Annotated in this window: 32 protein-coding genes; 17 read left to right on the top strand and 15 right to left on the bottom strand. The window is 72.3% G+C overall.

Annotated features, from left to right (window positions below):
* The first annotated feature begins 156 nt into the window (after positions 1-156).
* Positions 157-1,116 carry an NAD-dependent epimerase/dehydratase family protein gene (locus ACGH7X_RS03695; RefSeq protein WP_399881543.1) on the top strand — a complete coding sequence of 320 codons (960 nt, stop codon included), beginning with the start codon at positions 157-159 and terminating at the stop codon, positions 1,114-1,116.
* A gap of 15 nt (positions 1,117-1,131) precedes the next feature.
* On the opposite strand, the gene ACGH7X_RS03690 is transcribed toward ACGH7X_RS03695, so the two are convergent.
* Positions 1,132-1,401, bottom strand: coding sequence for a GlsB/YeaQ/YmgE family stress response membrane protein (locus ACGH7X_RS03690; RefSeq protein ID WP_399881541.1), 270 nt, complete (start codon positions 1,399-1,401; stop codon positions 1,132-1,134).
* A gap of 163 nt (positions 1,402-1,564) precedes the next feature.
* A complete protein-coding gene (locus ACGH7X_RS03685) occupies positions 1,565-2,008 on the bottom strand; it encodes an SPW repeat protein (RefSeq protein WP_399881539.1) in 444 nt (147 codons plus the stop codon).
* Positions 2,009-2,470: 462 nt separating this feature from the next.
* On the opposite strand from ACGH7X_RS03685, the gene ssuE reads away from it, so the two are divergent.
* From ssuE to ACGH7X_RS03655, 6 genes are all read left to right on the top strand, one after another.
* Positions 2,471-3,034: an NADPH-dependent FMN reductase gene (ssuE, locus tag ACGH7X_RS03680; RefSeq protein WP_399881537.1), complete on the top strand. Its 564-nt coding sequence runs from the start codon at positions 2,471-2,473 to the stop codon at positions 3,032-3,034.
* Positions 3,035-3,124: 90 nt separating this feature from the next.
* Complete coding sequence (locus tag ACGH7X_RS03675) at positions 3,125-4,273, top strand: LLM class flavin-dependent oxidoreductase (protein WP_399881535.1); 1,149 nt, start codon at positions 3,125-3,127, stop codon at positions 4,271-4,273.
* Positions 4,274-4,481: 208 nt separating this feature from the next.
* Positions 4,482-5,372, top strand: coding sequence for a glycoside hydrolase family 19 protein (locus ACGH7X_RS03670; RefSeq protein ID WP_399881533.1), 891 nt, complete (start codon positions 4,482-4,484; stop codon positions 5,370-5,372).
* Positions 5,373-5,400: 28 nt separating this feature from the next.
* A complete protein-coding gene (locus ACGH7X_RS03665; RefSeq protein ID WP_399881531.1) occupies positions 5,401-6,300 on the top strand; it encodes an aldo/keto reductase in 900 nt (299 codons plus the stop codon).
* A 100-nt stretch (positions 6,301-6,400) separates the two neighbouring features.
* Positions 6,401-6,796 (top strand): VOC family protein, encoded by a 396-nt coding sequence (locus ACGH7X_RS03660; protein ID WP_399881529.1) that lies wholly within the window; start codon positions 6,401-6,403, stop codon positions 6,794-6,796.
* Positions 6,797-6,846: 50 nt separating this feature from the next.
* Entirely contained in the window at positions 6,847-7,926 is a 1,080-nt protein-coding gene (locus ACGH7X_RS03655) for an adenosine deaminase (RefSeq protein ID WP_399881527.1), read from the top strand.
* Here the strand turns inward: ACGH7X_RS03655 and ACGH7X_RS03650 are convergent.
* Both ACGH7X_RS03650 and ACGH7X_RS03645 read right to left on the bottom strand, forming a co-directional pair.
* Complete coding sequence (locus ACGH7X_RS03650; protein ID WP_399881525.1) at positions 7,908-8,423, bottom strand: DinB family protein; 516 nt, start codon at positions 8,421-8,423, stop codon at positions 7,908-7,910. The genes ACGH7X_RS03655 and ACGH7X_RS03650 overlap by 19 nt on opposite strands.
* Positions 8,424-8,507: 84 nt before the next feature.
* Positions 8,508-9,392: a LysR family transcriptional regulator gene (locus ACGH7X_RS03645; RefSeq protein WP_399881523.1), complete on the bottom strand. Its 885-nt coding sequence runs from the start codon at positions 9,390-9,392 to the stop codon at positions 8,508-8,510.
* Between the two features lie 128 nt (positions 9,393-9,520).
* On the opposite strand from ACGH7X_RS03645, the gene mgrA reads away from it, so the two are divergent.
* Positions 9,521-10,513 (top strand): L-glyceraldehyde 3-phosphate reductase, encoded by a 993-nt coding sequence (gene mgrA / locus ACGH7X_RS03640; protein ID WP_399881521.1) that lies wholly within the window; start codon positions 9,521-9,523, stop codon positions 10,511-10,513.
* An 81-nt stretch (positions 10,514-10,594) separates the two neighbouring features.
* Here mgrA and ACGH7X_RS03635 read toward each other — a convergent pair whose 3' ends face one another.
* Positions 10,595-10,993, bottom strand: a complete 399-nt coding sequence (locus ACGH7X_RS03635; RefSeq protein ID WP_399881519.1) for a nuclear transport factor 2 family protein — start codon at positions 10,991-10,993, stop codon at positions 10,595-10,597.
* Positions 10,994-11,372: 379 nt separating this feature from the next.
* Here ACGH7X_RS03635 and ACGH7X_RS03630 point away from each other — a divergent pair, with 379 nt between their 5' ends.
* Positions 11,373-11,783 carry a hypothetical protein gene (locus tag ACGH7X_RS03630; protein ID WP_399881517.1) on the top strand — a complete coding sequence of 137 codons (411 nt, stop codon included), beginning with the start codon at positions 11,373-11,375 and terminating at the stop codon, positions 11,781-11,783.
* 18 nt (positions 11,784-11,801) lie between these two features.
* On the opposite strand, the gene ACGH7X_RS03625 is transcribed toward ACGH7X_RS03630, so the two are convergent.
* The 3 genes from ACGH7X_RS03625 to ACGH7X_RS03615 all read right to left on the bottom strand — a co-directional run bounded on the left by ACGH7X_RS03625 (position 11,802) and on the right by ACGH7X_RS03615 (position 14,172).
* The gene (locus tag ACGH7X_RS03625) at positions 11,802-13,079 is read right to left on the bottom strand and encodes a streptophobe family protein (RefSeq protein WP_399881515.1); all 1,278 of its coding nucleotides are present in this window, start codon (positions 13,077-13,079) and stop codon (positions 11,802-11,804) included.
* 95 nt (positions 13,080-13,174) lie between these two features.
* A complete protein-coding gene (locus ACGH7X_RS03620) occupies positions 13,175-13,591 on the bottom strand; it encodes a PRC-barrel domain-containing protein (protein WP_399881513.1) in 417 nt (138 codons plus the stop codon).
* On the bottom strand, positions 13,588-14,172 hold the full coding sequence (locus ACGH7X_RS03615; protein ID WP_399881511.1) for a PRC-barrel domain-containing protein: 585 nt from the start codon (positions 14,170-14,172) through the stop codon (positions 13,588-13,590). The genes ACGH7X_RS03620 and ACGH7X_RS03615 overlap by 4 nt, the downstream gene beginning before the upstream one ends.
* 170 nt (positions 14,173-14,342) lie before the next feature.
* Here ACGH7X_RS03615 and ACGH7X_RS03610 point away from each other — a divergent pair, with 170 nt between their 5' ends.
* A complete protein-coding gene (locus ACGH7X_RS03610; protein WP_399881509.1) occupies positions 14,343-14,798 on the top strand; it encodes an ATP-binding protein in 456 nt (151 codons plus the stop codon).
* 45 nt (positions 14,799-14,843) lie between these two features.
* Here ACGH7X_RS03610 and ACGH7X_RS03605 read toward each other — a convergent pair whose 3' ends face one another.
* Positions 14,844-15,731 carry an RNA polymerase sigma factor SigF gene (locus ACGH7X_RS03605; RefSeq protein ID WP_399896768.1) on the bottom strand — a complete coding sequence of 296 codons (888 nt, stop codon included), beginning with the start codon at positions 15,729-15,731 and terminating at the stop codon, positions 14,844-14,846.
* Between the two features lie 254 nt (positions 15,732-15,985).
* Here ACGH7X_RS03605 and ACGH7X_RS03600 point away from each other — a divergent pair, with 254 nt between their 5' ends.
* Positions 15,986-16,414 (top strand): helix-turn-helix domain-containing protein, encoded by a 429-nt coding sequence (locus ACGH7X_RS03600; protein ID WP_399881507.1) that lies wholly within the window; start codon positions 15,986-15,988, stop codon positions 16,412-16,414.
* 67 nt (positions 16,415-16,481) lie between these two features.
* Here the strand turns inward: ACGH7X_RS03600 and ACGH7X_RS03595 are convergent, their stop codons facing one another.
* Both ACGH7X_RS03595 and ACGH7X_RS03590 read right to left on the bottom strand, forming a co-directional pair.
* A complete protein-coding gene (locus ACGH7X_RS03595; protein ID WP_399881505.1) occupies positions 16,482-17,084 on the bottom strand; it encodes a ClpP family protease in 603 nt (200 codons plus the stop codon).
* A gap of 1 nt (position 17,085) precedes the next feature.
* Positions 17,086-17,739, bottom strand: coding sequence for an ATP-dependent Clp protease proteolytic subunit (locus tag ACGH7X_RS03590; protein ID WP_399881503.1), 654 nt, complete (start codon positions 17,737-17,739; stop codon positions 17,086-17,088).
* Positions 17,740-17,965: 226 nt separating this feature from the next.
* Here ACGH7X_RS03590 and ACGH7X_RS03585 point away from each other — a divergent pair, with 226 nt between their 5' ends.
* The 5 genes from ACGH7X_RS03585 to ACGH7X_RS03565 all read left to right on the top strand — a co-directional run bounded on the left by ACGH7X_RS03585 (position 17,966) and on the right by ACGH7X_RS03565 (position 22,420).
* Entirely contained in the window at positions 17,966-18,448 is a 483-nt protein-coding gene (locus ACGH7X_RS03585; protein WP_399881501.1) for a VOC family protein, read from the top strand.
* 50 nt (positions 18,449-18,498) lie between these two features.
* Entirely contained in the window at positions 18,499-19,296 is a 798-nt protein-coding gene (locus ACGH7X_RS03580) for a VOC family protein (RefSeq protein ID WP_399881499.1), read from the top strand.
* 31 nt (positions 19,297-19,327) lie between these two features.
* Positions 19,328-20,029 carry a ribonuclease H gene (locus ACGH7X_RS03575; RefSeq protein WP_399881497.1) on the top strand — a complete coding sequence of 234 codons (702 nt, stop codon included), beginning with the start codon at positions 19,328-19,330 and terminating at the stop codon, positions 20,027-20,029.
* A 129-nt stretch (positions 20,030-20,158) separates the two neighbouring features.
* Positions 20,159-21,424 (top strand): FAD-dependent monooxygenase, encoded by a 1,266-nt coding sequence (locus ACGH7X_RS03570; RefSeq protein ID WP_399881495.1) that lies wholly within the window; start codon positions 20,159-20,161, stop codon positions 21,422-21,424.
* 12 nt (positions 21,425-21,436) lie between these two features.
* Positions 21,437-22,420, top strand: a complete 984-nt coding sequence (locus tag ACGH7X_RS03565; protein ID WP_399881493.1) for an aldo/keto reductase — start codon at positions 21,437-21,439, stop codon at positions 22,418-22,420.
* Between the two features lie 16 nt (positions 22,421-22,436).
* Here the strand turns inward: ACGH7X_RS03565 and ACGH7X_RS03560 are convergent, their stop codons facing one another.
* The gene (locus tag ACGH7X_RS03560) at positions 22,437-22,784 is read right to left on the bottom strand and encodes a hypothetical protein (RefSeq protein WP_399881491.1); all 348 of its coding nucleotides are present in this window, start codon (positions 22,782-22,784) and stop codon (positions 22,437-22,439) included.
* A gap of 153 nt (positions 22,785-22,937) precedes the next feature.
* On the opposite strand from ACGH7X_RS03560, the gene ACGH7X_RS03555 reads away from it, so the two are divergent.
* A complete protein-coding gene (locus ACGH7X_RS03555; protein WP_399881489.1) occupies positions 22,938-23,441 on the top strand; it encodes a DUF6328 family protein in 504 nt (167 codons plus the stop codon).
* A gap of 46 nt (positions 23,442-23,487) precedes the next feature.
* Here the strand turns inward: ACGH7X_RS03555 and ACGH7X_RS03550 are convergent, their stop codons facing one another.
* The 3 genes from ACGH7X_RS03550 to ACGH7X_RS03540 all read right to left on the bottom strand — a co-directional run bounded on the left by ACGH7X_RS03550 (position 23,488) and on the right by ACGH7X_RS03540 (position 26,644).
* The gene (locus ACGH7X_RS03550; protein ID WP_399881487.1) at positions 23,488-23,916 is read right to left on the bottom strand and encodes an SsgA family sporulation/cell division regulator; all 429 of its coding nucleotides are present in this window, start codon (positions 23,914-23,916) and stop codon (positions 23,488-23,490) included.
* A 106-nt stretch (positions 23,917-24,022) separates the two neighbouring features.
* Complete coding sequence (locus ACGH7X_RS03545; RefSeq protein WP_399881485.1) at positions 24,023-25,000, bottom strand: LLM class F420-dependent oxidoreductase; 978 nt, start codon at positions 24,998-25,000, stop codon at positions 24,023-24,025.
* Between the two features lie 57 nt (positions 25,001-25,057).
* Complete coding sequence (locus ACGH7X_RS03540) at positions 25,058-26,644, bottom strand: serine/threonine protein kinase (RefSeq protein WP_399881483.1); 1,587 nt, start codon at positions 26,642-26,644, stop codon at positions 25,058-25,060.
* Positions 26,645-26,691 lie beyond the last annotated feature (47 nt).

The following is a 26,691-nucleotide window of genomic DNA, read 5'->3' as shown; positions in this document are numbered from 1 at the left end:
ACGTGGTCCTCGCCGTCCAGCCTATGTCTCCCGACCGGCCCGTCTCTTGCTATCACCAATCGCGCACGTTACAGTCTCTAACTAAAGCGAATGACAGTAGCCAATCCCTTGGCGTCGACAGCACGCGGAGGGAAACCGAGACAAGAGGAGAGCGTCATGTCCACCGCCACCCCGCAGCCGTACGTCGCGCACACCGTTCTGGGATCCGGCCCCGCCGGCACCGCGCTCGCTCGTGAGCTGGTGCGCAGGGGCCACCCCGTCCGACTCGTGGACCGCAGGGCCGAGGGCCCCGTGATCGAGGGCGTCGAGCGGTTCGCCGCCGACGTGAGCACGGCCGAGGGCGCCCGCGCCGCCATGGACGGCGCCGCCGTCGTGTACCACTGCGTCAACGTCGCCTACCACCTCCAGGTCGAGGTGATGCCCCGCGTCCAGGAGGCCGTCCTGGCCGCCGTCGAGGCGAGCGGCGCCCGCCTGGTCGTGCTCGACACGCTCTACCCGTATGGCAAGACCGGGGGAGCGGTGATGACCGAGGACAGCCCCTGGCAGGCGACCAGCCGCAAGGGCCGGATGCGCGCCGAACTGGACGAGCGCTACCTCGCGTCCCACCGGTCGGGCCGGTCCCGCGTGGTCCTCGGCCGCAGCGCCGACTTCGTCGGACCCGGTGTCCTCAACTCGTCCCTGGGCGCGGCCGTCTTCCCCGGCGCGCTCACCGGCGGGGAGGTGCTGGGCTTCGGCGACATCACGCTGCCGCACAGCTACACCGACATCCAGGACGTGGCGGCCGGGCTCGCGACGCTCGGTGAGCGCGAGGAGGGCGACGGCCGCGTCTGGCACCTGCCCACCGCGCCCGCCGTCAGCACGCGCGAGATCCACACGATGATCGAGAAGCGCGTGGGCCGTCCGCTGAACGTCGTGCTCCTCGAACGGCCCCGCGCCGTCGGCCCGTTCGACGAGCGGTTCATGGCCGAGTACGAGGAGATGTTCTACCAGCACACGGAGCCCCAGATCATGGACTCCACCGCCTTCGAGCGGACCTTCGCGATGACCTCGACGCCGATGGCGGACACCGTCGAGTCGACCGTCACCTGGTACGAGGCGTGGCTCGGCAGCAGGTGACGGGTGCGCGTGCGTTCAGCGGCGCGGGCGGGAGCGGGACCGGTCCAGCGCGGCCACACCGACCCCGGCCAGGCCGATCTGGATGAGCCACTCGATCCAGTCGACGCCGTCGGTGTCGGCCACGTCGAACGCCGACGCGACCCACGATCCGATGAGCGCGGCCACGATGCCGACGAGGATCGTCCACAGGATGCCGATGCGCTGCCGGCCCGGAACCACGAGCCGCCCCAGAACGCCGATGACGATGCCGATGACGATGGCACTGATGATGCCGTCGATCTCCATGTCCACCCCTTTTGCCAAGCCTTCGCCAAGACCCCCGCAGTAGTACGTCTGCCCGCTGTGGGCGTGACCAGTCCGCCGGGCCCCGCCCGCCGGCGGACCGAGGGAGCGTGCGCGGACCGGCCCGCGCGTGCGGACCGGCCCGTGCCGCTTCCTTCCCGCGTCTCTAGGGCTTGCGAGGGGCGCTCCGCGCCGCCGTACCGGCGCAGACCACGCCCAGCACAAGGGCCAGCGCGCCGATGATGATGTTGTTCCAGATGACGCCGGCGTCCGGGCTCGAGCCGACGATCCATGGCGAGATGATCATCCATACGCCGATCGCGCACATGGCCCAGCTGAGGCCGTACATGCGTTCCGGGGCGCGGGTGAATCCGAGGGCCAGTAGACCGATGGCGATGCCCACGATCAGGTTGTGGGCCACGAGTGAGGGCTGGCTGGTGGTGAAGTGGAGTATCCACGGGGACACGGCACAGTAGAGGCCGAGCAGGAACACCGGCCCGTCCACGAGTGCCACGTCGCGACCACCGAGCATGCGCGCGTAGCGCGCCTGCATTTCCGGAGCGTCGGGGTGGCTGGTGATGTCACCTCGGGGGTGCGAGACGTTGGCCATGAGTCGTCTCCTTTGACTTGCAGGGCCGACCGCTTCTGGTGCGGTGTGCGGTAGCGCCGCATAAGTGCATTCTGCTCTTATTTCTTCCTTATGTGTAGAGGTGGACGGGGTGGGATCTCCCGTCGCGCGATCCCCGCAGGAGGCAGAGCCCGTTTGTCACACCCGTGTGAATTCCAGGGCCGCGGAATGAGACCGGTCCGGTCCTCCTTGACCGTGCTCGGCGGCGGCTGCCACGATCGTTTGCATGACAACGCGACCGGACCTCACGCGGCGACGCCATGTCGACCTCGCGCGCGTCTGCAGCGCCTCCTGTCGCGTCGCGGCCTGATCCCGCCGATCCGCCGCTCCCTCCCCGCCCCGCCGGCCTGTTGGCCCCGGTGCTTCCCATGTCCCGGTCGACGCGCTCCGCCTGGAGACTCCGCCGGGGATTCCCTCGCGCCCGCCTCCCCGAAAAGAGGGCCCATGGCCACCGTCCTGTCCGTCTCCGGGAGTCCCTCCGCCGCCTCCCGCACCAACCGGCTGCTGCGCCACCTCGACGACCGGCTGACCGCGCAGGGCCACGAGGTGATCCCGCTCGACGTCCGCACCGTCCCCGCCGAGGCGCTGCTCGGCGCGGACTTCAGGCACCCCGCGATCACCGAGGCCGCCGAACTGTTCGCCCGCGCCGACGGCGTCGTCGTCGGCACCCCCGTCTACAAGGCGTCCTACTCCGGTGTCCTGAAGGCCCTCCTCGACCTCCTCCCGCAGTACGCCCTCACCGGCAAGACGGTGCTGCCGCTCGCCACCGGCGGCTCCACCGCCCATGTCCTGGCCATCGACTACGCGCTCCGCCCCGTGCTCAACTCCATGGGCGCGGCGCACATCGTGCAGGGCTGGTTCACCCTGGACCGGGACATCACGGCGCACGAGGACGGCACGGTCACCGTCGCCCCGGGGGCCGCCGAGGCCCTCGCGCACGTGGTCGACCAGTTCTCGGCGGCCCTGGGTGCCCGGGTGGCGGCGCCCGTGCTCGCCGCGGCCGGCTGAGCCCGCGCGACGCGCCCCGGGGTGCCGCGTGAGCCCGCGGCGGCCCCGCCCGCCCGGCCCGCTGCGTACACGCCCCCGAACGGAGCCCCCGTGTCGACCCTCACCTTCCACTGGTTCCTGCCCACCAACGGCGACAGCCGCGACGTCGTCGGGGGCGGCCACGGTGCCCCGGCCACCGACTCCGGGCGCAACCGGGCGCCGACGGTGGCCTATCTGAGCCAGATCGCCCGCGCCGCCGAGGACCTCGGCTTCGTCGCCGCGCTCACCCCCACCGGCGCCTGGTGCGAGGACGCGTGGCTGACCACCGCCATGGTGTCCCAGGCGACCGAGCGGCTGAAGTTCCTGGTCGCGTTCCGCCCCGGCTTCGTCTCACCCACGCTCGCCGCGCAGATGGCGTCCACGTTCCAGCGGCAGACCGGCGGACGGCTCCTTCTCAACGTCGTCACGGGCGGCGAGAGCCGGGAGCAGCGGGCCTACGGGGACTTCCTTGACAAGGACGCCCGCTACCGCCGTACCGGCGAATTCCTGCACGTCGTAAGGGAGTTGTGGCAGAGCAGGACGGTGAACCTGCGCGGTGAGCACCTCCGGGTGGAGGACGCGAAGCTCGTCCGGGTGCCCGATCCCGTGCCCGAGGTGTACTTCGGCGGCTCCTCGCCCGCCGCCGTGGAGGTCGCCGCCCGGCACGTCGACGTGTACCTCACCTGGGGCGAGCCGCCCGAGCAGGTCGCGGGCAAGATCGCCCGGCTGCGGGCGGCGGCCGCGAAGGAGGGCCGTACCCTGCGCTTCGGGATCCGGCTGCACGTCATCACCCGGGACACCGCGGAGCAGGCCTGGGCCGAGGCGCACCGGCTGCTCGACGGCTTCGACCCGGACACCGTGCGGGCCGTCCAGGCCGGCCTCGCCCACAGCGAGTCCGAGGGGCAGCGGCGCATGCTCGCCCTGCACGGCGGCTCCCGCGACGCCCTGGAGATCCACCCCAACCTGTGGGCCGGCATCGGTCTGGTGCGCGGCGGCGCGGGTACCGCCCTGGTCGGCAGCCACGACGAGGTCGCGGACCGAATCGCCGAGTACCACGCCCTCGGCATCGACGAGTTCGTCCTGTCCGGCTATCCGCACCTGGAGGAGGCGTACTGGTTCGGCGAGGGCGTCCTGCCGCGCCTCGCCGCCCGGGGCCTGTGGCGTCACCCGGGACGTGTCCCGGCCGACCGCGACGCGGCGCCGTCGCCGGTCTCCGTGTAGCCCACGCCAACCCGGCGCCCGACCCGGCGAGTTGGACTGGTCTACACCCTTGACTGGTACAGACCAACGCGGTTGAGTGTGCCTCACACCCCCCTCCACGGCCGCCCCCACGCCGTGGCCGGTCCGGCGACCGGCACGTGCGCACAAGGCTCTGCTCCGCTCTGTCCTTGTACGGGAGCGGCCGTGCTCCGCCGAAGGAGACAGACCTGTGTCGAGGCGCCGTATATCCGCCGTGGTGACCGCACTCGCTCTCGCGGCCGCCGTGCCCGTGCTCCTGCCCGCCACCGAGGCGTCCGCCGCCGCGTGTTCGAGCTACCCGGCCTGGTCGGCCGACGCGAACTACAACGCCGGCGACGTCGTCCGCTACACCGACGGCAAGGCCTACATCGCCGAGCACGCCAACCCGGGCTACGACCCGCTCATCAGCACCTGGTACTGGGACCCGTACGCCTGCGACGGCGGCTCCGGGACGCCGGTCGGCAACTTCGTGGTCAGCGAGGCCCAGTTCAACCAGATGTTCCCGGGCAGAAACTCCTTCTACACCTACAGCGGCCTCACCGCCGCGCTCAGCGCCTACCCCGGCTTCGCGAACACCGGCAGCGACACCACCAAGAAGCAGGAGGCCGCGGCCTTCCTCGCCAACGTCGGCCACGAGACCGGCGGGTTGGTGCACATCGTCGAGCAGAACACCGCCAACTACCCGCACTACTGCGACTGGAACCAGCCCTTCGGCTGCCCGGCCGGAGGAGACGCCTACTACGGGCGCGGTCCGATGCAGCTCAGCTGGAACTACAACTACAAGGCCGCGGGCGACGCGCTCGGCATCAACCTGCTGGGCAACCCCTGGCTGGTGCAGAACGACTCGGCCGTCGCCTGGAAGACCGCCCTGTGGTACTGGAACACCCAGTCCGGGCCCGGGAGCATGACCGGGCACAACGCCATGGTCAACGGCGCCGGATTCGGCCAGACCATCCGCTCCATCAACGGCTCCGTCGAGTGCGACGGCAAGAACCCCGCCCAGGTCCAGAGCCGCGTCACCAAGTACCAGCAGTTCAGCCAGATGCTCGGCGTCTCCCCGGGCGGCAACCTCTACTGCTGACCCGCGACGGGTGTGCGAAACTCCGCCGATGACCTCGGAAACGATCACCGCGGAGTCCTCGGGCACCTGGCACCTCGGCGACCTGCCCGTCCGCCGCGTCGGCTTCGGCGCGATGCGGCTGACGGGCAGCGCCGCCTTCCACCTCGGCACCCCGAGCGACCGCGAACGCTCCCTCGCCGTACTGCGCCGGGCGGTCGAACTCGGTGTCAACCACATCGACACCGCCGCCTTCTACTTCTCGTCCCTGCGCTCCGCGAACGAGCTGATCAACAGCGCGCTGGCGCCCTACGCCGACGACCTGGTCGTCGCCACCAAGGTCGGCCCGTACCGGGACTGGTCGGGGGAGTGGGGCACCTCGGCCCGCCCCGAGGACCTGCGCGCCCACGTCGAGGAGAACCTGCGCCAGCTCGGCCGCGACCACCTCGACGTCGTGTACCTGCGCCGCATGCGGCAGGACTCGATCGCCGACCACTTCGGCGCCCTGGCCGAGCTGCGCGAGGCGGGACTGATCCGCCACCTCGCCCTGTCCGACGTGGAGCCCCGGCACCTGACCGAGGCCCAGGCCATCGCGCCGGTGGTGAGCGTCCAGAACCGGTACGGCCTCGGCTTCCACGACCCCGCCACCGACGCGCTCCTCGCCCAGTGCCGCGCCCGGGGCGTCGCCTTCGTGCCGTTCTACGCCATCGCCGGCGAGGCCGGACCGCGCGGCGCCGGCACCGCCCACGAGGAGGAGGTCCGCGCGGTCGCCCGGGCGCACGGCGCGAGCCCCGCGCAGGTGAGGATCGCCTGGACCCTGCACCAGGGCCCGCACGTCCTCGCCATCCCCGGCACCGGCGACCTGGGTCACCTCACGGAGAACGTCGCCGCGGGCGCGCTGCGCCTGACCGAGGAGGACCTGGCACGGCTCGACGGGGCCCGCACGGGCTGACCCGCGCCGCCGTGGCGCCGAGCCCTCTGAGCGGGGACTTGGCGTCCGGCGGGTTTTACGTATAACCTCTCCCGTCAATCGCCCGCCCCGGAAGGTGCCGATGACACGCATCGCCCTGGTCGCCCTCGTCGTCGACGACTACGACGAGGCGATTCGCTTCTACACCGGCGCCCTCGGCTTCCGCCTCGCCGAGGACACGCCCCGGCCCGACGGCTCCCGCTGGGTCGTCGTCGAGCCCGCCGCCCGGCAGCAGGGCACCGCGCTGCTGCTGGCCCGCGCCAAGGGCGAGGCCCAGCGCTCCCGGATCGGCGACCAGACGGGCGGGCGCGTCGGGTTCTTCCTGCACACCGACGACTTCGCCCGCGACCACGCCCGCATGACCGGCGCGGGCGTGACCTTCCTGGAGGAGCCCCGGCACGAGCCCTACGGCTCGGTCGCCGTCTTCCAGGACCTGTACGGCAACCGCTGGGACCTGCTCCAGCCCGCCGCCTCCTGATCCGTCCCCGCCCCGCATTCGTGCTCCGACCTGCCGAGGAACCACCGCACATGTCATCTACGCGCATAGACGCCGGGACTCTCCGCCGCCTCCCCAAGGCGGTCCTCCACGACCACCTCGACGGCGGCCTGCGCCCCGCGACCGTCGTGGAACTGGCCGCGAGCGTCGGCCACACCCTGCCCACCACCGACCCCGACGAGCTGGCCGCCTGGTACTACGAGGCCGCCAACTCCGGTGACCTGGTGCGCTACATCGCCACCTTCGAGCACACCCTCGCCGTCATGCAGAGCCGCGAGGGCCTGCTGCGCACCGCCGAGGAGTATGTCCTCGACCTCGCCGCCGACGGTGTCGTCTACGGCGAGGTGCGCTACGCCCCCGAGCTGATGACCGGCGGCGGGCTGACCCTCGCCGAGGTCGTCGAGAGCGTCCAGGAGGGACTGGCGGCCGGCATGGCCAAGGCGGCGGCAGCGGGCACGCCGGTGCGCGTCGGCACCCTGCTGTGCGGGATGCGGATGTTCGACCGGGTCCGGGAGGCCGCCGACCTCGCGGTCGCCTTCCGGGACGCGGGCGTCGTCGGCTTCGACATCGCCGGCGCCGAGGACGGGTTCCCGCCCGCCGACCACCTCGACGCCTTCGCGCACCTGCGCCGCGAGAACGTGCCGTTCACCATCCACGCAGGCGAGGCGCACGGCCTGCCCAGCATCCACCAGGCCCTCCAGGTGTGCGGCGCCCAGCGCATCGGCCACGGGGTGCGCATCACCGACGACATCCCCGACCTCGCGGCGGGCAAGCTCGGCCGGCTCGCCTCCTGGGTGCGCGACCGCCGGATCGCGCTGGAGATGTGCCCGACCTCCAACCTCCAGACCGGCGCCGCCACCTCGATCGCCGAGCACCCGATCACCGCGCTCAAGGACCTCGGCTTCCGCGTCACCCTCAACACCGACAACCGCCTCGTCTCCGGCACGACGATGACGCGTGAGATGTCCCTGCTGGTCGAACAGGCGGGCTGGAGCGTCGAGGACCTGCGCACGGTCACGGTGAACGCCCTCAAGAGCGCCTTCGTCCCGTTCGACGAGCGCAACGCCCTGATCGAGGACGTGGTCCTGCCGGGCTACGCGTCCGCGCTCTGAACGAGCCCGCGCACATAGGCGGCCTGTCCGACGTGCTGGAGATCGTCGGACAGGACGCTGACCAGCCGCACGGCCAGCGTGACCGGCGGATCCCAGTTGTCGTCCACGACCCGCTCCAGGTCCTTGGCGGTCAGCGAGCGCAGGGCGGTGAGCGTCTGCTCGTGCACGGCGTCGTGGTAGCCGGTCAGCAGGTCGCCCGAGTCGACCCGCACCTTCGCGACCTCGGCGGGGCTGTGGCCGTACCCGGTGTCCCGGCGGGGCAGGCCGAGGCCGAAGCGCTCCTCCCACTCCCCGGCGAGCCACACCTGGTCGAGCCCGAAGGCGTCCGCGACGTGGTCGTCCTGGACACGGGTGAGATGCCAGACCAGCCAGGCGACGGAGTTCGCGTCGTCGGCGGGCCGGGCGCTCAGGCCGTCGGGGTCCAGGCCCTCGACGGCGGCGTGGACTTCTTCCTGGATACGGGCGTAGCCCTCGATGAGGATGTCCTTCGCATGCATGCGTCCACCATTGCGCATGCCGCCCTCAGCCGCTCCTTGTTCACACGCTCGCCCTTCACACGCTCGCCCTTCACCCGCTCCCCTTCACCCGCTTCCCGTCTCCAGCAGCCCCATCAGCGCCCGCGCCGCGGGGCTGGTGGCCTGCGCGGCCGGCAGCAGCGCGATGGTCTCGTACTCCGTCCCGCCGGCGTCCTTGAGCGGCAGCGAGGTGAGGGCGGCCCGTTTGTGCCGGAAGTGCCGCGGCACCACCGCGATGCCGAGGTTCTCGTCGATCAGGTCGAGCAGGCCGTGCACGTCGTTCACCTCCAGCGGCACGGTCCGCCGGACGCCCGCCGCGGCGAAGACGGCGTCGGTGACCCGGCGCGGTCCCCAGTCCGGGTGGAAGTCGACGAACACCTCGTCGGCGAGATCGTGCGGGGTGAGGACCGCGCCGTCCGCCGCGAGCCGGTGCTCGGGGTGGCACAGCACCGTCATCGGCTCGCCGGCCAGCGAGACCGAACGCAACTGGTCGGTGTCGGCCTGCGTCCGGTAGGCGAAGGCGAGGTCGAGCCGCCCCGCCGCCACCTCCTCCGCCAGCTCGCCGGAGCCCGCCTGCCGCAGCCGGATCTCCACGTCGGGGTGGCGCCGCCGGAAGGCCGCCAGCAGCCCGGCCACCGGCACCCCGGCGATGCACTGCTCGGCGCCCAGCGACAGCGTCCCGCGCAGCACCCCCTGCACCGCGGCGACCGCCTCGTGCGCCGAGCGCACCTGGGCGAGGATCCGCTGCGCCTCGTCCAGCAGCGCCCGCCCGGCCTCGGTCAGCGTCACCCGGCGGGTCGTGCGCACGAACAGCGGCGCCCGGAGCTCCCGCTCCAGCGCCCGGATGGACGCCGACAGGCCGGACTGGGACACCAGCAGCCGTTCCGCCGCGCGGGTGAAGTGCTGGTCCTCGGCGACGGCCACGAAGTGCTGAAGATGACGCAGTTCCATGATTGAGAAGCGTAACCGCGCAATCCCATCGGATTCTTCTGTTGGACCACTGCACGCAGGTCACGCCAGAGTGGAGGACGGTTCCACCCAAGCCCCGTACCTCGGGGGCCAACCCCTCTGGAGTCGCGTTGTACACCGCACACCCCGACCGCTACGCGGAGATGCCCTACCGGCGCACCGGACGCAGCGGCCTGAAGCTCCCCGCGCTCTCGCTCGGCCTGTGGCACAACTTCGGCCCGGACCGCCCCGTCGAGACCCAGCGCGCCATCCTGCGCCGCGCCTTCGACCTCGGCGTCACCCACTTCGACCTCGCCAACAACTACGGCCCGCCCCCCGGCGCCGCCGAGTCCGCGCTGGGCGAGGCTCTGAAGGCCGACTTCACGGCGTACCGCGACGAGCTGGTCATCTCCACCAAGGCCGGCTATCTGATGTGGCCCGGCCCGTACGGCGAGTGGGGCTCGCGCAAGTACATGCTGTCCTCGCTCGACCAGAGCCTGTCCCGCATGGGCCTGGACTACGTCGACATCTTCTACTCGCACCGCCCCGACCCGGAGACTCCCCTCGAGGAGACGATGGGCGCGCTGCACACCGCGGTGCAGCAGGGCAAGGCGCTGTACGTCGGTGTCTCCAACTACTCGCCGGAGCAGACCCGCGAGGCCGCCCGCATCCTCGCGGAGCTGGGCACCCCGCTGCTGATCCACCAGCCGCGCTACTCCATGCTCGACCGCCGCCCCGAGACCAGCGGCCTGCTGGACACCCTCGACGAGCTGAAGGTCGGCTCCATCGCCTACTCCCCGCTGGAGCAGGGACTGCTGACCGGCCGCTATCTGAACGGCATCCCGGAGGACTCCCGGGCCGCGAGCGACAGCCCCTTCCTGAACTCCGACGCCGTCACCGAGGAACTGGTCGGCAAGCTGCGCGCCCTGGACGAGATCGCCAGGTCCCGCGGTCAGACGCCGGCCCAGCTGGCCCTGGCGTGGGTGCTGCGCGCGGGACGGGTGACCTCCGCCCTTGTCGGCGCGAGCAGCCCGCGGCAGCTGGAGGACAGCGTCGCGGCCATCGGCAACCTCGACTTCGGGGCCGACGAACTGGCCCGCATCGACAAGATCGTCAAGGGCTGAGGTCCGTCGGGCGCGGAACGCGCGAGCCGGTCCCGGAGGCGACTGCCCGCCTCCGGGACCGGCTCGCGCGTGGTGGGGCCCTCACGCCCCCGCGGGCACCCGGTCCAGGAAGCCGTAGACGTCCCGGATCCGGCCCTCGCCGTCCAGCGTGACCACGTCCGACCCGGCCACCGGCGCCGGGCCTCCCTCAGAGGGGGTGCCCCCAGCTCCGCTCACCAGCTCCCAGGAGAAGCGCGCCGTGTCGTGGTGCCCTTCGACGGCACCGGACAGCCGGAAGACGAAGCCGGGGAACTGCTCGTGCGCCGCCGTGATCACGGCCGCGATCTGCTCATGGCCGCGAACCTCGGCCAGGGGGTCGCTGTAGCCGCCGTCATTGGTCCAGGCCGCGGCGACCGCCTTGGCCCGCGCGTCCGGCCCGGCGTTCCAGGCCTCGAAGTAGCGGGCGACGGCGTCCTCGTAGCGACGGGTGGGTGCGGACATGGCGATCAGCCTCCATGGAGGGGTTTTGCGCTGGTCAGGGACCGGATCCCGGTCTCGGCGACCCGGTACCGCAACCATGCCCGCGTCCGTTGGCCCCGTCGATTACCCCCGGGGTCATGGCTCCGGCCGACACGGCCGGGAACGCGGCGGTTCGCCCGGAACCCTGAGTCGATCACCCGTAGCGCAGCGTTTCGGCCATCAATCGCCGTGAATATGCCAGGAGACTGGCCGGAAATTCATGGTGACAGTGGTTCAGTAGTGAACATACTCACCACTAGGGCCTCTCACACCATGCGACAGCGCCCTCACGCACAGCACACGAGCCGCACGGACGCCATGCCCGACCGGCAGGCGGGCTGGGTGACGGGGGAGGGTAGCAGTGCACGACGAGTTCCTGTGCCATGTCACCGCCTACGGCGTCTGTGACGGCCGGCGTATCGGTGTCCCCCTGGGAACCTACCGAGCCCCCACCCTGGCCCTGGCTCTGTGGTGGCTGCGCGACCGGGCGTCCTGGATCGCCGAGCGGCTGGATCCGCAGCCCGACACCCCCCACTTACCGCGCGGCGCCCTGACTCCCGTCGCCGACGACGCGCCCGACGTGCCGCGCGTCCTGCGCACCTGGTGCGCCGACGACACCGAACAGGAGCTGGTCGCCGACGAGTTGGCCGCGGGTCGGCTGGTCCTCATCGCGACCAGCGACGAGACCACCGAGTACGAGCTGATGGCGGAGTCCGTGGACGCGCTGCGCATGCAGCGGGCCTCCCCGCCGCTGGTCGTCCCCGTCGCCTGAACCTCCTGCCCGGCGCCCCTAGGACCGGGCCCCGCGGGTCCGCCGACCCACCCACCGGGCGAGCAGCGCGCCCAGCAACCCGGCGACCAGCCCCCACAGCAGGGCGAGACCGACCGCACCCCACAGACGCGGCCGCAGGAACAACCGCCCCGCCAGCCCGCCGCCCAGATCGCCGATGCCGAGCACGGACAGCCCGTAGTGGGCGGAGATCCGGCCGACGAGGCCGATTGCGAGGACCGTGAGCGCCAGCGCCACGGCCATCCGCAGGGCGTGCAGCCAGACCGGCGTTCCGGCCGGGGAGCGCGAGGCCATGAGGAACCCGGCCGCCAGGACCAGGACCGCCGCGGCGACCAGGAGCCACCACATCCGCCCGTCGTGCTCGGCGAGCGTGCCCACGTTCACGGTGGAGACGTCGCGCGTGCGCAGCACCTCGTCGAGCACCTGCGGCATCGGCAGCCCGAACGGCCCCTCCACGCGCCCGTTCCACGTCGCACCGAGGCCGATCGTGAGCGCGGGCCACGCCAGGTTCGGCAGCCCGAGCAGCAGTACGGCGAAGGTGTCCGCCGGATGTCCCCGCGTGCCGGCGACGACCAGGGCGACGACGACGCCGACGACCACGTAGGCGAGCAGCAGAGCAACCATCGCGTACGCGGCCGGCCGCACCGACGTCCGCAGGCGCGGCAGCCGTCCGGGCAGCGGTGCCTCGCGCGTGACCAGCAGGGCCAGTAAGAACACCCCCGCCAGCCACGACAGCCCGAAGAGGACCGTCAGCGGCACGTCCGTGGTGAAACCGACCTTCGGGGTGACGCCGAGCAGGTCGCCGAGGTCGCTCAGCACGCCCTCCCCGAGGGAGACCTCGAAGGTCTGCCGCGCGGCGAAGGCCATCCCGAGGAGGGCGAGCAGCCACAGGAAGGCGATCCGCCCGGCCCAGCCGGCCAGCTCAGGGGCGCCGGTGACGGCCCGCCGGCGCAGCGGCCGCAGAAAGCCCCAGGCGATGACCAGCGCGCCGGTCAGGGTGACGGACAACGGCATCACGGTCAGCCCCGCGTCGGTGTCGGCCAGTCCGCCCGCGTCGCCGGACATCTCGACCGCGCCGCCCACGGCGGTGACGACGGTCGCCACGACGACCCGGGGAAAGGCGTTGTCGGGCAGGTCAGTGGCGCCGGCCGCCCACAGCCCGAGCGCGGCCACGACCCCCATGGCGACCAGCCCGGCCAGCACCGTCCCCAGCGCCTGCGCCCAGCCGTGACGGGTGGCTGCCCGGCCGGAGGGTCCCCACGCGGTTCGCGAACTCACGCTGTCACGCTAAGCAGCCCCCGCCGTGCGCGCCCGCCGACAGGTCCGTCCGCGTCGGACGGCGGCGTCCCGCACCCGACGGACCGGCCCGGGGCTCAGCCCGCCCGGACGACCAAGGCGTAGTCGCCGAGGCCCAGCAGGCGGTCGGCCGGCAGTTCGCCGCGGGTGGTGAAGACCGCGAGGAGCCGACCGGTCCCGGTGTCGAACGCCACGTCCAGCACCGTGCCGTGCCCGGTGCCCGTGTCGGTGAGAATCCGACGGCCCAGCAGGTCGTGGTGGGGCCGCACCGACTCGACGGCGCCGATGGACCCGACCCGGACGGCGCCGGGTCCGAACGTGTCCACCGACTCCCAGGGCAGCACCGTCTCTCCGCCGAAGCGGCTGCCGCGGAACCGGACATGGCTCACGGTGCCGGACACCATGTCGACCGTCAGGGACGTCACGGTGCCGAGCGGCCCGGACTCGTCCGGCGGCACCACCGGCAGCCCGCGCACCTCGGTGAACAGCATCACGGCAGCGACCCCTTCCACTGGCCGGGCACGCCGCCGACCAGGGCGCTGAAGCCCGGCAGGTCGTCCGCGACGTGCCGGAGCGCGCCCTCGGGAAGGACGAGGGTGCGGCCGGAGACCGTGAGCGTCTCGCCGCGCGGCACGTAGACCCGCCGCCGGTGCCGGGTGGGGCCCGGCACGAACCGCCGGCTCGCCGCCACCCGGAAGCCGACGACCCGTCCACCGGTGCCGCCCTCGACCACGACGTCGAGCACCGTGCCGATCTCGGCGCCCGCCTCGGTCACCACCCTCGCCCCCAGCACCCGGGCCCGCAGCATCTGCTGGTGCGCCGTCATCGCCGCCGCGCTCACCAGACCCCGCCGGTCGCGGATCATCACCGCGTCGTGGCCCAGCGCGTACACGGCCGACCACGGCAGGCCCTCCTTCAGCGGGCCGGACAGCAGCCCCCGTCCCGTCAGGGTGAAACCGGTGATCCGGGCCGCGTCGGCGTCGCATACGGTGTCCTTGACATGGGCGACGGCGTCGCCGCCGAGCGTGACCACCGGCCGGGTGGTGAGGCTTCGCGCGGCCATGAGTTCGTTCATCGCACACCGCCCTTCCCCGCCCGATCGCACACCCTTGTCCCACCTCCGGGTTCCCCGCACCACTGTGACGATGCCCGCACTACGAAGAGAGGGGGACTGCGCGCCCCGGGTCGGGGTACGAGGACAGGTGCAGCAGCGTCCGGCCAGTCCGGCTTCCGAGAGAGAAACGCATGACCGAGTACCTGGACGGGGCAGTGATACCGACTGGTTTCGACGTACCCGTTGAACCGCTGAGGCGGGCGGCACACTACTCCGGTGAGCCGGGATGCATAGCCGAGGCCCGTTCCTTCGCCTCGCTCTTCCTCGACCAACTGAGGACCGAGTGGTGCGCCACGATCGGCCCGCGCGCCGACGGCGCCGTACTGCTCGTGGTCAGCGAGCTGGTCACCAACGCCGACCGCCACAGCAGGGGCCCGTACATCCTGGAGCTGGAGGGAACGGGCGCCTCGGTGGCGGTGACCGTCTACGACAGCAGCGGCGCCGTGCCCGAGCGCTTCCCCCGGGACCCCGAACGCGTCGGCCGGCACGGACTGGAGATCGTGCACGCCCTGGTGGAGACGGTCGTCGTCGAACGCGTCCCGGTCGGCAAGCGCGTACGGGCCATGGTGCCCCTCACCGAGGCGTGAAGGGCACCGACCACCGTGCGGCGAAGGACGGCGACGGCGACGCCGTCAGGCGCAGCCGAGCTCACCCAGCATGCCCTCGCGCAGCCGGGTGATGATCCGCTTGATCAGGCGCGAGACGTGCATCTGCGAGCAGCCGAGTTGTTCGCCGATCTCCGCCTGGGTGGCCTCCTCCACGAACCGCATGTGGATGATCCGGCGGTCGCGCTCGCTCAGCTCGGCCATCAGCGGGGCCAGCGAGTGGAAGTCCTCGACGAGCCGCAGCCCGTCCTCCTCGACACCGATGAAGTCGGCCAGCACCGACTCGCCGTGCTCGGGCCCGTCACCGGTCAGCGCGGCGTCCAGCGACGAGGAGTTGTAGCCGTTGGACGCGATCTGGCCCTCGACCACCTCGCTCTCGCCGATGTTCATCAGCGTGGCGAGTTCGGCGACCGTGGGCTCGCGGTCCAGGCGGGAGGAGAGCTCCTCGCGGGCCTTGGCCAGCTCCACGCGCAGCTCCTGGAGCCGCCGCGGCACGTGCACCGCCCAGGTGGTGTCCCGGAAGAACCGCTTGATCTCCCCGACGATGTACGGCAGCGCGAAGGAGGTGAACTCGACCTCGCGCGACAGCTCGAACCGGTCGATGGCCTTGATCAGACCGATCATGCCGGTCTGGACGACGTCCTCCATGTCGTCCCCGCGGCCCCGGAAGCGGCCGGCGGCGAACCGCACGAGCGACATGTTCATCTCGATCAGCGTGTTGCGCGCGTACTGGTATTCGTGCGTGCCCTCTTCGAGCTCCGTCAGACGCCGGAAGAACTGACGGGACAGCTGCCGCGCGTCCCGCGGTGCCACGGTGCGGGGGTCGACCACACCCCGCAGCGAGCCCTCACCCGCCCCGCTCACGGCGGTCTGCTCGACAACCTGCGCCTTCGGCCGGACCACGGCGGTCTCCATTGCCTCTCCCACGAAAGTCACGGTTCGACGTCTCCCTAGGCTCTTCCCGCTTGCGGGTACCCGGGTCGCGGCAGCACATGCCCCCCGTCTTCACGGGTGGCCGAAAACCTGTGCCGCGGCGTCTTCGCGGGGTGATGCGTCACCCTCAGCGTAGACCCGCGCGTGCTGTCCGGCACGCGGGATCGCCCCCGGATTTCCCTCAGGGCGGAACGCCGCGCCCTTCCGTGCCGCGCCCGGGATCCTAGGCTGAGGAGGTGACCAGCCACGTGCCGAACGAAGCCCGCGTCATTCCACTGCGCCCGCAGGCCGCGCGCCCGGGAGTCCGTCCCGCCGCCGCGCCGGTTCCCCCGGAGCGAAGGCCGCCCGCCGTGAGGGAGCCCCTGTGGCGCGATCTGGTCGGGGACGTCCTGCGGCGTGAACGCCTCGACCAGGAGCGCACGCTGAAGGAGGTCGCGGAGACCGCCCGCATCTCCATGCCGTACCTGTCGGAGGTGGAGCGCGGCCGCAAGGAGGCGTCCTCGGAGGTGCTGGCCGCCGCCGCGGGCGCCCTCGGACTGGGTCTGGGCGACCTGCTGGCCCGGGCCCAGGGGGAGTTGCTCCGTCTCACCTCCCGGCACGCCGGCGCGGGGCCCGGCCGGGGCACGTCCGGCACGCGGTTCGACGGGATGTGCCTGGCCGCCTAGGACCTGTTCGTCTCCTGGAGCACGCACGGGCCGGCGCCCCGCCGAGGCGGGACGCCGGCCCCTTCTCTCACACCCGTGCCAGGCGCCGCGCGAGCACCTCGTCCGCCAGCCCGTACGCCACCGCCTCCTCGGCGGTGAACACCTTGTCGCGGTCCATGTCCGCGCGCAGCGTCGCGACGTCGTGGTGCGTGTGCCGGGCCAGCACCTCCTCCACCTGGGAGCGGATCCGCACCATCTCCTTGGCCTGGAGTGCCAGGTCGGAGACCGTCCCCTGGCGTCCGCCGCTGGCCGGCTGCCCCAGCAGGACCCGCGCGTGTTCCAGTACGAACCGCCGCCCGGGGTCGCCGCCCGCCAGCAGCACGGCCGCCGTGGACGCCGCCTGCCCGACGCAGAACGTCGAGATCGGCGCCTGCACGAACGTCATCGTGTCGTAGATCGCCATCAGCGACGTGAACGAGCCGCCGGGGGAGTTGATGTAGACGGCGATCTCGCTCTCCGGGGCCGACGACTCCAGATGGAGGAGCTGTGCGATCACGACGTTGGCCACGCCGTCGTCGATGTCGGTCCCCAGGAAGATGATCCGCTCCGACAGCAGCCGGCTGAACACGTCGTAGGACCGCTCGCCCTGCGGAGTCCGCTCGACGACGTTCGGAATCGTGTAGCTCCCCATGTCACAGCCCCATCCGTCGCCTGGTGGCGGCCGGCCGCACGTCCGCGAGGGACTGCACGACCTGGTCCACCATTCCGTACTCCCTGGCCTCCTCGGCCGTGAACCAGCGGTCGCGGTCGCCGTCCCGGGAGATGGTCTCCGGGCTCTGCCCGGTGTGCTCGGCGGTGATCCGCTCGATGGTCCGCTTGGTGAACTCCAGGTTGTCCGCCTGGATCTCGATGTCGGCGGTGGTGCCGCCGATGCCCGCCGACGGCTGGTGCATCATGACTCGCGCGTTCGGCAGGGCGTAGCGCTTGCCCGCCGCACCGACGCTCAGCAGGAACTGCCCCATGCTGGCGGCGAACCCCATGGCGAGCGTGGAGACGTCGTTCGGGATCAGCCGCATCGTGTCGTAGATGGCGAGACCCGCGTGCACGGAACCGCCGGGGCTGTTGACGTACAGGCTGATGTCGGTGCGCGGGTCCTCCGCGGACAGGATCAGCAACTGGGCGCAGACCCGGTTCGCGGAGACCTCGTCGACCTGCGTGCCCAGCAGCACGATCCGCTGCGCGAGCAGTTGCGCGGCGAGTTGGTCGTCGAACCGGGTCGCGGGGGTCTCGCCCTCCTCCGCCCGGGGCAGTGCGGCCGGGGCGAGGCCGGCGATGAGTGGAGACATCGGCGCTCCTTGTCGAGCTGGTAGCGAGTCAGAGACATAGCGAGTCGTAGAGGGGTGGTGGGGGTGGTGCGCGGCCGATGGAGCCGCGGTTCCTCCACTCTCGGCCCGCGGCGGCCCCGCCGGGGTCCTTCTCTGCCCGTGGCAGATTCGCCGCCGGCAGAGCGATGAGTTCCGCGCTCCGCGCCGGTCGACAGTGGTGACCGTGTTCCATGCCCAGGAGGTAGTCATGAGCACCGACGGATTCACCACGTGTCTCTGGTTCGACGGCGACGCCGAGGACGCCGCCCACTTCTACGTCTCCCTCTTCAAGAACTCCGGCATCGGTGCCGTCACCCGCTACCCCGAGGGAGCGCCCCAGCCCGCCGGTTCCGTGCTCACCGTCGACTTCACGGCCAACGGCCAGAAGTTCGTCGCCCTCAACGGCGGCCCGGAGTTCAGGTTCAACGAGGCGATCTCCTTCCAGATCACCTGCGAGAACCAGGACGAGGTCGACCACTACTGGACCAGGCTCACCGAGGGCGGCGGCGAGGACGGCCCCTGCGGCTGGCTCAAGGACCGGTTCGGAGTGTCCTGGCAGGTCGTCCCGAGCCGGCTCGAGGAGATGTTCCGCGACCCGGACCCCGCGAAGGTGGCGCGCGCCAACAAGGCCATGATGTCGATGCGCAAGCTCGACATCGCCGCGCTGGAGCGGGCGTACGCCGGGGAGTGAGCCCCACCCGACCCACACCCGGACCCATGTTCGCGAAGGAGGCGGCAGACATGGCCGTATCACCCGAAGGGGCCCCTTGCTGGGCCGACGCGATGTTCACCGACGTCGAGGGAGCCAAGAGGTTCTACGGCGACGTCCTCGGCTGGACCTTCGGCGAGTCGTCGTCGGAGTTCGGCGACTACACCCAGTGCTACGCGGACGGCAAGGCGGTGGCCGCGGTGGTCCCGCCCCCGCCCGGCCGGGAGGACCAGTCCCAGTGGTGTCTCTACTTCGCGTCCCCGGACGCGGCGGCCACCGCCGGCCGGATCCGCGAGGCCGGCGGCGAACTGCTGCTGGAGCCGATGCGGGTCGGCGACTTCGGCACCATGTGCCTGGCCCGGGACCCGGGCGGCGTCGTCTTCGGCATCTGGCAGGGCGCCGCCCACGAGGGCTTCGAGGCGGTGGCCGTGCCCGGCGCGTACTGCTGGGCCGAGGTCTTCACCCGCGAGCCCGGGAAGTCGGACGCCTTCTTTCCCGGGGTCTTCTCCTACACGGCGAGGCAGACGCAGGACGACCAGGTGGACTTCCGCCTCTTCGACCTCGGCGACCGCACCGTCCTGGGCCGGATGGCCATGACGGAGGACTTCCCGCCCGAGGTCCCGCCCCACATCAACGTCTACTTCACCGTCGCCGACTGCGACGACGCCGTGGCCCGCGCCACGAAGCTCGGCGGCGTCCTGCGGTTCGGTCCGCTGACCACCCCGTTCGGCCGCTTCGCGGCGCTGAGCGACCCGCAGGGCGCGAGCTTCTCGGTGATCGACATCACGACCACCGAGGGGGAGATGCCGAAGGTCACGGACGTCTCCTGAACCCTGTCCGGACACCCCGCCGGGCCATGGCATGATCGGGCGCATGCGTGAACGTGTAGTGGCCGCGTGCGACGGCGCCTCGAAGGGAAACCCGGGTCCGGCCGGCTGGGCCTGGGTGGTCGCCGACGCGTCGGAGACCCCGGTCCGCTGGGAGGCCGGCCCGCTGGGCAAGGCCACCAACAACGTCGCCGAGCTGACGGCGCTCGAGCGCCTGCTGGCCTCGACCGACCCCGGCGTACCGCTCGAGGTCCGCATGGACTCGCAGTACGCCATGAAGGCCGTCACCACCTGGCTGCCCGGCTGGAAGCGCAACGGCTGGAAGACGGCCGCCGGCAAGCCGGTCGCCAACCAGGAGCTGGTCGTGCGCATCGACGAGCTGCTCGACGGCCGCTCGGTCGACTTCCGCTACGTGCCCGCCCACCAAGTCGACGGCGACCGGCTCAACGACTTCGCCGACCGCGCCGCCAGCCAGGCCGCCGTGGTCCAGGAGCCCGCGGGCAGCGGCCTCGGCTCCCCGGAGCCGCCGCCCGCACCGGACGTCCCCGCGGCCCGGAAGGCACCGCGCCGAGCACCGGGCACGGCCCGCAAGGGCGGCGGCACCTCGGCCCGCACCCTCAAGGCGAAGTTCCCCGGGCGCTGCATGTGCGGCCGCTCGTACGCGGCCGGCGAGTCCATCGCCAAGAACGACCAGGGCTGGGGCCACCCGGAGTGCCGCGCGGTGACCGCCGGATAACCCGCGCCGGTCCACGGCCGTGCGCCGCCGCTTCGCGCCTCCCCCTTGCTACTCTGCGTTCCCGAATGACCGCAATGAGTGCAATGAGTGCAATGAGTGCAATGAGTGCATGCCGAGTGCATACCAGGGGTGCGTGTGAAGGTCGCCTGCGTCGGCGGTGGGCCCGCCGGACTGTATCTGTCCATCCTGCTGAAGCGGCAGGACCCGTCCCACGACATCACCGTGTACGAACGCGATCCGGAGGGCTCCACCTACGGCTGGGGCGTCACCTACTGGCGCGCACTGCTCGACCGGCTCCAGGAGTACGACCCGGAGTCCGCGCGCGCCGTCGAGGAGCACTCCGTGTGCTGGCGCGACGGCGTCGCGCACGTCGGCGACCATGAAACCCGGCACCACGGCGACCCGGGCTTCGGCATCGGCCGGCACCGGCTCCTCGCGATCCTCGCCGCACGCGCCCGCTCCCTCGGCGTACGCCTGGAGTTCGAGCACGGCATCACCGGCGCCACTCCGCCCGCCGCCGATCTCGTCGTGGCGGCCGACGGTGCGGGCAGCGCGCTGCGCACCCGGCACGCCGACCACTTCGGCACCGTGACCCGGGCCGGACGCAACCCCTACGTGTGGCTCGGCACCACCAAGGTCTTCGACGCCTTCACCTTCGCCTTCGTCGAGACCGACCACGGCTGGATCTGGGCGTACGGCTACGGGTTCGGGCCCGAGGGCAGCACCTGCGTCGTCGAGTGCGCACCCGCGACCTGGAGCGGCCTGGGTCTGGACCGGGCCGACGAGGCCGAGGGGCGGATCCTGCTGGAGAAGCTCTTCGCCGACGTACTCGACGGGCACCCGCTCACCGCGCGGTCGACCGGCCGGACCGGCACCCCGTGGCGCACCTTCCGCACCCTCACCAACCGCACCTGGTCCCGCGGCAACCTCGTCCTGCTCGGCGACGCCGCACACACCACGCACTACTCCATCGGCGCCGGCACCACGCTCGCCCTCGAGGACGCCATGGCGCTGTCCACCGCGCTGCACCGGCGGGCCACCCTCCCGGACGCCCTCGCCCACTACGAGCGCGAACGCAGGGCGGCCCTGCTGCCGGTGCAGAGCGCGGCCCGCCACAGCGCCCAGTGGTTCGAGAGCCTGCCCCGCTACATGCACCTGCCTCCGGAGCGGATGTTCGCCCTGCTCGGCCAGCGCCACTCGCCCCTGCTGCCCTACGTTCCGCCCCGGTTGTACTACCGGCTCGACCGGACGGCCGCGCGGCTGGAGACACTGCGCCGGCTCAAGCGCCGGCTGGGACCGAGGCTCGCGGCCACCATGCAGGCACGCAGGCTCGCCGCCGGCGACGGACCGGGCCGCCGCGGGCGTACCGACGAGGTGCCGGCGCGCCGCGGGTGACAGACTGACGCCATGGACGAGCGCACTTTCGACAGGTCGGATCAGCACGCGTCGGTCATCGGCCTCGGCACCTGGCAACTGGGCGCCGACTGGGGCGACATCGACGACAAGGAAGCCCTCGCGGTGCTGGAGGCGGCGGCCGAGTCGGGGGTGACCTTCTTCGACACGGCGGACGTCTACGGCGACGGCCGCAGCGAGCAGACCATCGCGACCTTCCTCGCGAGCAGGCCCGACCTGCACGTGCTGGTCGCCACCAAGATGGGCCGCCGGGTCGACCAGATCCCGCAGAACTACGTTCTGGACAACTTCCGGGAGTGGAACGACCGGTCCCGCCGCAACCTCGGCGTCGACCGCCTCGACCTGGTCCAGCTGCACTGCCCGCCGACATCCGTCTACTCCAGCGACGAGGTGTTCGACGCGCTGGACACCCTCGTCGAGGAGGAGCGCGTCGCCGCGTACGGGGTCAGCGTGGAGACCTGCGCGGAGGCGCTCACCGCGATCGCCCGGCCGAACGTGGCGAGCGTCCAGATCATCCTCAACCCGTTCCGGATGAAGCCCCTGCGCGAGGTGCTGCCGGCGGCCCGCGAGGCGGGCGTCGGCATCATCGCCCGGGTACCGCTCGCGTCCGGACTGCTGACCGGCAAGTACACCAGGGACACGGTCTTCGCCGCGAACGACCACCGGAACTTCAACCGGCACGGCGAGGCATTCGACCAGGGCGAGACCTTCTCCGGCGTCGACTTCGCCACCGGCGTGGAGGCGGCCGCCGAGTTCGCCGCGCTCGCCCCCGAGGGATGCACCCCGGCCCAGCTGGCGCTGCGCTGGATCGTCCAGCAACCCGGTGTGACGACCGTGATCCCGGGCGCCCGTTCGCCCGAGCAGGCCCGTGCCAACACCGACGCGGCCCGGCTGCCGGAGCTGTCCGACGACGCCCTCGCCGCGATCCGCGACCTCTACGACCGCCGGGTCAAGGACCAGGTCGAGGGCCGCTGGTAGGCGGCGGGTCCCGGCCTCACGGCGCCAGGAGCAACTGCCGTTCCCGCTCCTGGTCGCCGGAGGCCGCTCCCTCGTTCCGCGCGCCGAAGACGCGGGACAGCGTCTCGCTCGCCGCCTCGACGGCCTGCGGTGTGCCCTGCACGGTGACCGTCACCGGCGCGGACAGCGCCTCGCCCGCCGTCGGCGGTGCCGAGGACGACCGTGGGGTGCCCGGGGAGTCGAAGGTCGCGGTGCGCACCGTCGCCCGCTCGTCGGAGGGCAGGCCGTCGGGAGCCCCGAAGACGCCCTCCAGTGCGCGGACGATGGCCCGTGCGTCGTCGATGCCGCCGCCGTTGAGCGTCACGGTGAGCTGAGTGTCGGACATCCTTCGCCTTCCTTGCCGCGCGTGGTCGGTCCCGGCCCGTGTAACCGTCCCCCCATCACCCAAACCGGGCAGGCGCCGCCCCGGCGCGGCGCCTGAGTGGGGCGATCCCGGGAAGAGGGAAGGGGACGCAGGAGACGGTCACCGGGAGGAACAGTGACGGACTCGGATTCGGTGGCCGGCTCGAGCCGGCGCAAGGGCCGCGACGAGAGCGAGGAGGAGCGGGCGGACCGGATGTGGACTGAGCTGATCCAGGAGGTCCGCGTCGCGCAGATGGGTGTGCAGATCCTGTTCGGCTTCCTGCTCACCGTCGTGTTCCAGCCGAAGTACGAGCGCCTCTCGGACACCGATCAGATGATCTACTTGATTACGGTGGTTCTCGGCGCCGTGACGACCGGGGCCCTGATCGGGCCGGTGTCCCTGCACCGCCTCGTCTCCGGGCGGCGCGTGAAGCCCCAGGCGGTGCGCTGGGCGTCCCGGTTGACCGTGCTCGGCCTGGTGCTGCTGCTCGCGACGACGGCCTGCTCGCTCCTGCTGATCCTGCGCGTCGCGACCCACGACGGCTTCGTGCCCTACCTCGTGACCGGCGTGGTGATCTGGTACCTGCTGTGCTGGTTCGCGATCCCGCTGTGGACCCGGCACCGGCACACGGCACGCTGAGGCTCCCCGCGGCGCCCTCGCCCCCAGTTGTTCTCGCCCTTGCCCCTCAGCCCTCCGCCATCAGCTCGGCGAGGAAGTCGTCGACGCGGACCTGTTCCCTCCCCGGCCGGACCACCGTGTGCGTCTCGCGCAGGAAGGCCTCGACGGCCGCGGCCCACACGAACACCACGGCACGATGGCGGTCCCCGTCGGACCGGTCGTCGCCCAGCAGCTCGATGCGCAGCTCGTCCCACATGCCCCGCGACTCGGGCCGCAGCCGCACGTCGCCGACGCCGACCGGGCGGGTGAGCCCCTCGCCCACCATCTCCCGGTCCAGCGTCCAACGGGCGAGCACCCGGCCGTCATGGCTGAAGACCACGGTGAGGGCGAACGGGTCCGCCGCCTCGTAGCCGAAGTGGGCGAGCACGGGGAACCGGTCGGCGGCGTCGCCCGCCTGGAGCTGCACGACCAGGGTCTTGTGCACGACGGTGTTCACGGGGCCTCCAGGGGAGCGGACCTAGAGCCCTCTAGTACCCCGCCCACCGGCAAGATGCTCAGTCATCCGGGTGATTCGCCCGTTCCCGGGTTTCGGTCACGGGGTCTCAGTCCCTGCCGAACGCCTCGCGCAGCGCGGGCAGCAGGGACTTCTCCGACCAGTCCAGGAAGGCGGGTTGCGACTCGCCGCCGATCTGCACCAGGGCGATCTCGGTGAACCCGGCCTCGACGTACGGGCGTACGGCCGCCACGAAGGCGTCCGGGTCGTCGCCGCACGGGATGGACTCGGCGACGTCGTCCGGCGTCACGAACTGGGTGGCCGCCTCGAAGGCGTCCGGGTGCGGCAGTTCGGAGTTGACCTTCCAGCCGCTGCCGAACCAGCGGAACTGGGCATGGGCCCGCTTGATTGCCGTGGCCCGGTCGGGGTCGTAGGACACGGGCAGCTGGCCCACGCGCGGCTTGCCCCCACCGCCGTGCCGGTCGAAGGCCTCCAGCAGCCCCGCCTTGGGCTCGGTGGCGATCACCAGGTCGGCGAACTCGCCCGCCAGTTCGCAGGAGCGTTCCCCGGAGACGGCGATGCCGATGGGCGGCGCGCTCTCCGGCAGGTCCCACAGCCGGGCCGACTCCACGTCGAAGTGCGCACCGCGGTGGTTCACGTGGCCGCCCTCGAACAGCGCCCGGATGATCTCCACGGCCTCCCGCAGCATCTCGTGCCGCACGTCGACGGACGGCCAGCCACCGCCCACCACGTGCTCGTTGAGGTTCTCGCCCGAGCCGAGCCCCAGCCGGAACCGGCCCTCGGAGAGCAACTGCAGCGTCGCGGCCTTCTGCGCCACCACCGCCGGGTGGTAGCGGAAGGTCGGACACGTCACGTACGTCATCAGCGGGATGCGGGAGGTCGCCTGCGCCGCCGCGCCCAGCACGCTCCACGCGTACGGCGAGTGGCCCTGCGAGCGCAGCCAGGGGAAGTAGTGGTCCGAGGTCACCGAGAAGTCGAACCCCACCTCCTCGGCCCGCACCAGATGGCCGACGAGTTCACGCGGGCCGGCCTGCTCGGTCATCATCGTGTATCCGATGTGTGCCATGGCGGCCGAGTCCCCGCCCGGCCGGAGGGAAAACAGGCCGAAACGGTACGGAAGAGGTCAGGCGGCGTCCTCTTGGAAGGTCCCGAGGAAGGCGGCTAGCGCCCGTTCGTTCGCGGTGTCGCCCCAGTCGCCCGCCGGAGTCGTCCAGCGCAGCGAGAAGCTGCGGCCGCCGCCGAGCAGGAAGCCGCGGCCGAAGGTGCGGATCCGGGTGCCGTCGTCCCGGGTGAGCCACTCCATGTCGGCCGCCTCGCGCCCCCGGTAGGTGGTCGCCCGGATCTCGCCGATCCGCCGGTAGCCGCCCGAGCGTTCGAGGCCGGGCTCGACGTCGTCGCGCCAGACCGCCACCGGGTCCGCGCCCGCGCGCTCGCTGTAGGTGACCGCGAGGGTGCGCGGATCGCCCGACGTGCCGAAGACCACCCGGTACGCGCCCCCCGGCACGCGCGAGGTGTCCAGGCGCCGCCAGTTCCCGGGAAGGGCGACGGAGAAGCCCTCCGGCGCGGCGTAGCGGCGGAAGCCGGCCGGTACGGAGGTGCCCGGCTCCGCCGGCGAAGCGCTCGGGCTCGGCCGGGCGGCGGGGGAGGAGGGGGCGGCTTCGGTGGGCGTGGCGGCGGGGACCGAGGGGCGCTGCCGGGAGCCCGTGGCGGAGCCCCCGCCCGTACCCGAGAGCCCTTCGGTGACGGCGAGGACGGCGACCGTGACCGTGACGAGGGCCAGGGCGGTCCCGGCGACCATGGTCCGCCGGCTCCAGTCGCGGCTCGCCTGCCGGGCGGCGCAGTACACGCCGCGCAGCCGGGGGCGGGGCACCTCGCGCACGGTCGCGTCGCGGTCCTCCGTCAGCGCCCGGGTGAGCGCCTCACGCACCACCGGGCGGGTCAGCCGCTCCCGGGAGTTCTTGCGCAGCAGCCCCTGCACGGCCTGGGTGAGCGGACCGGCGCGCACCGGCGTGCGCAGCGGCAGCCGGTCCACGCCCTTCAGCGTCGCCTCGGGGCGCCCCCGGTCGCGGAAGGGCGGGCGGCCCTCGACCATCGTGTAGAGGATCGCGCCCAGCGTCCACAGGTCGGCAGCGGGCCCGATCCGCTCGTCGCGGGCCTGCTCGGGCGAGGCGTACGAGGGTGCGGCGAGGCGCGGGGCGAGGGTGGCGCCGGCCAGCCCGAAGCCCGTGACGACGACGGGGCCCTCCTCGCGCACGAACACCTGGCCCGGGCTCAGCTCGCCGTGCGTCACACCCTGGCTGTGCGCCATCTCCAGCACGGCCAGCAGCTCCAGGCCGATGCGCGCGGCCCGCGCGTAGTTGAACGTGCCCTGACGGTCGAGGAGGTCACCGAGCGGGACACCGCCGATCCACTCCGTCACGGTCCACAGCGTGCCGTCCGCCACCACCGCGTCGAGCACCGCGGCGACCCGCCCCGGGCACAGCGACGCCATGGTCTCGCCGGTGCGGATCACCCGGCCGGTGGCCCGGCGGGCGGCCTCGCCGGCCTGCTCCTGGGGCAGCGCCAGCTGCGTGACCAGGCACGGGCGGCCCGTCGTGGCGTCCTCACCGCACCAGTGGACACGATTCGTCTCGCGGTGGACGACCTCGAGCAGGCGGTACCGTCCGGCGATCAACTCGTGTGTGGAGACGCGCGCCCTGCCCATGGCCATCCCTCGTTCGCACCGCCGGCTCTCGGCTTGCCCAGAGGTACGTCGAG

It is taken from the genome of Streptomyces sp. BBFR51 (assembly GCF_044591655.1).
Taxonomy (GTDB): Bacteria; Actinomycetota; Actinomycetes; order Streptomycetales; family Streptomycetaceae; genus Streptomyces.
The sequence above is the reverse complement of the archived record's forward strand: the minus strand, read 5'-3'. Positions and strand labels throughout refer to the sequence as shown.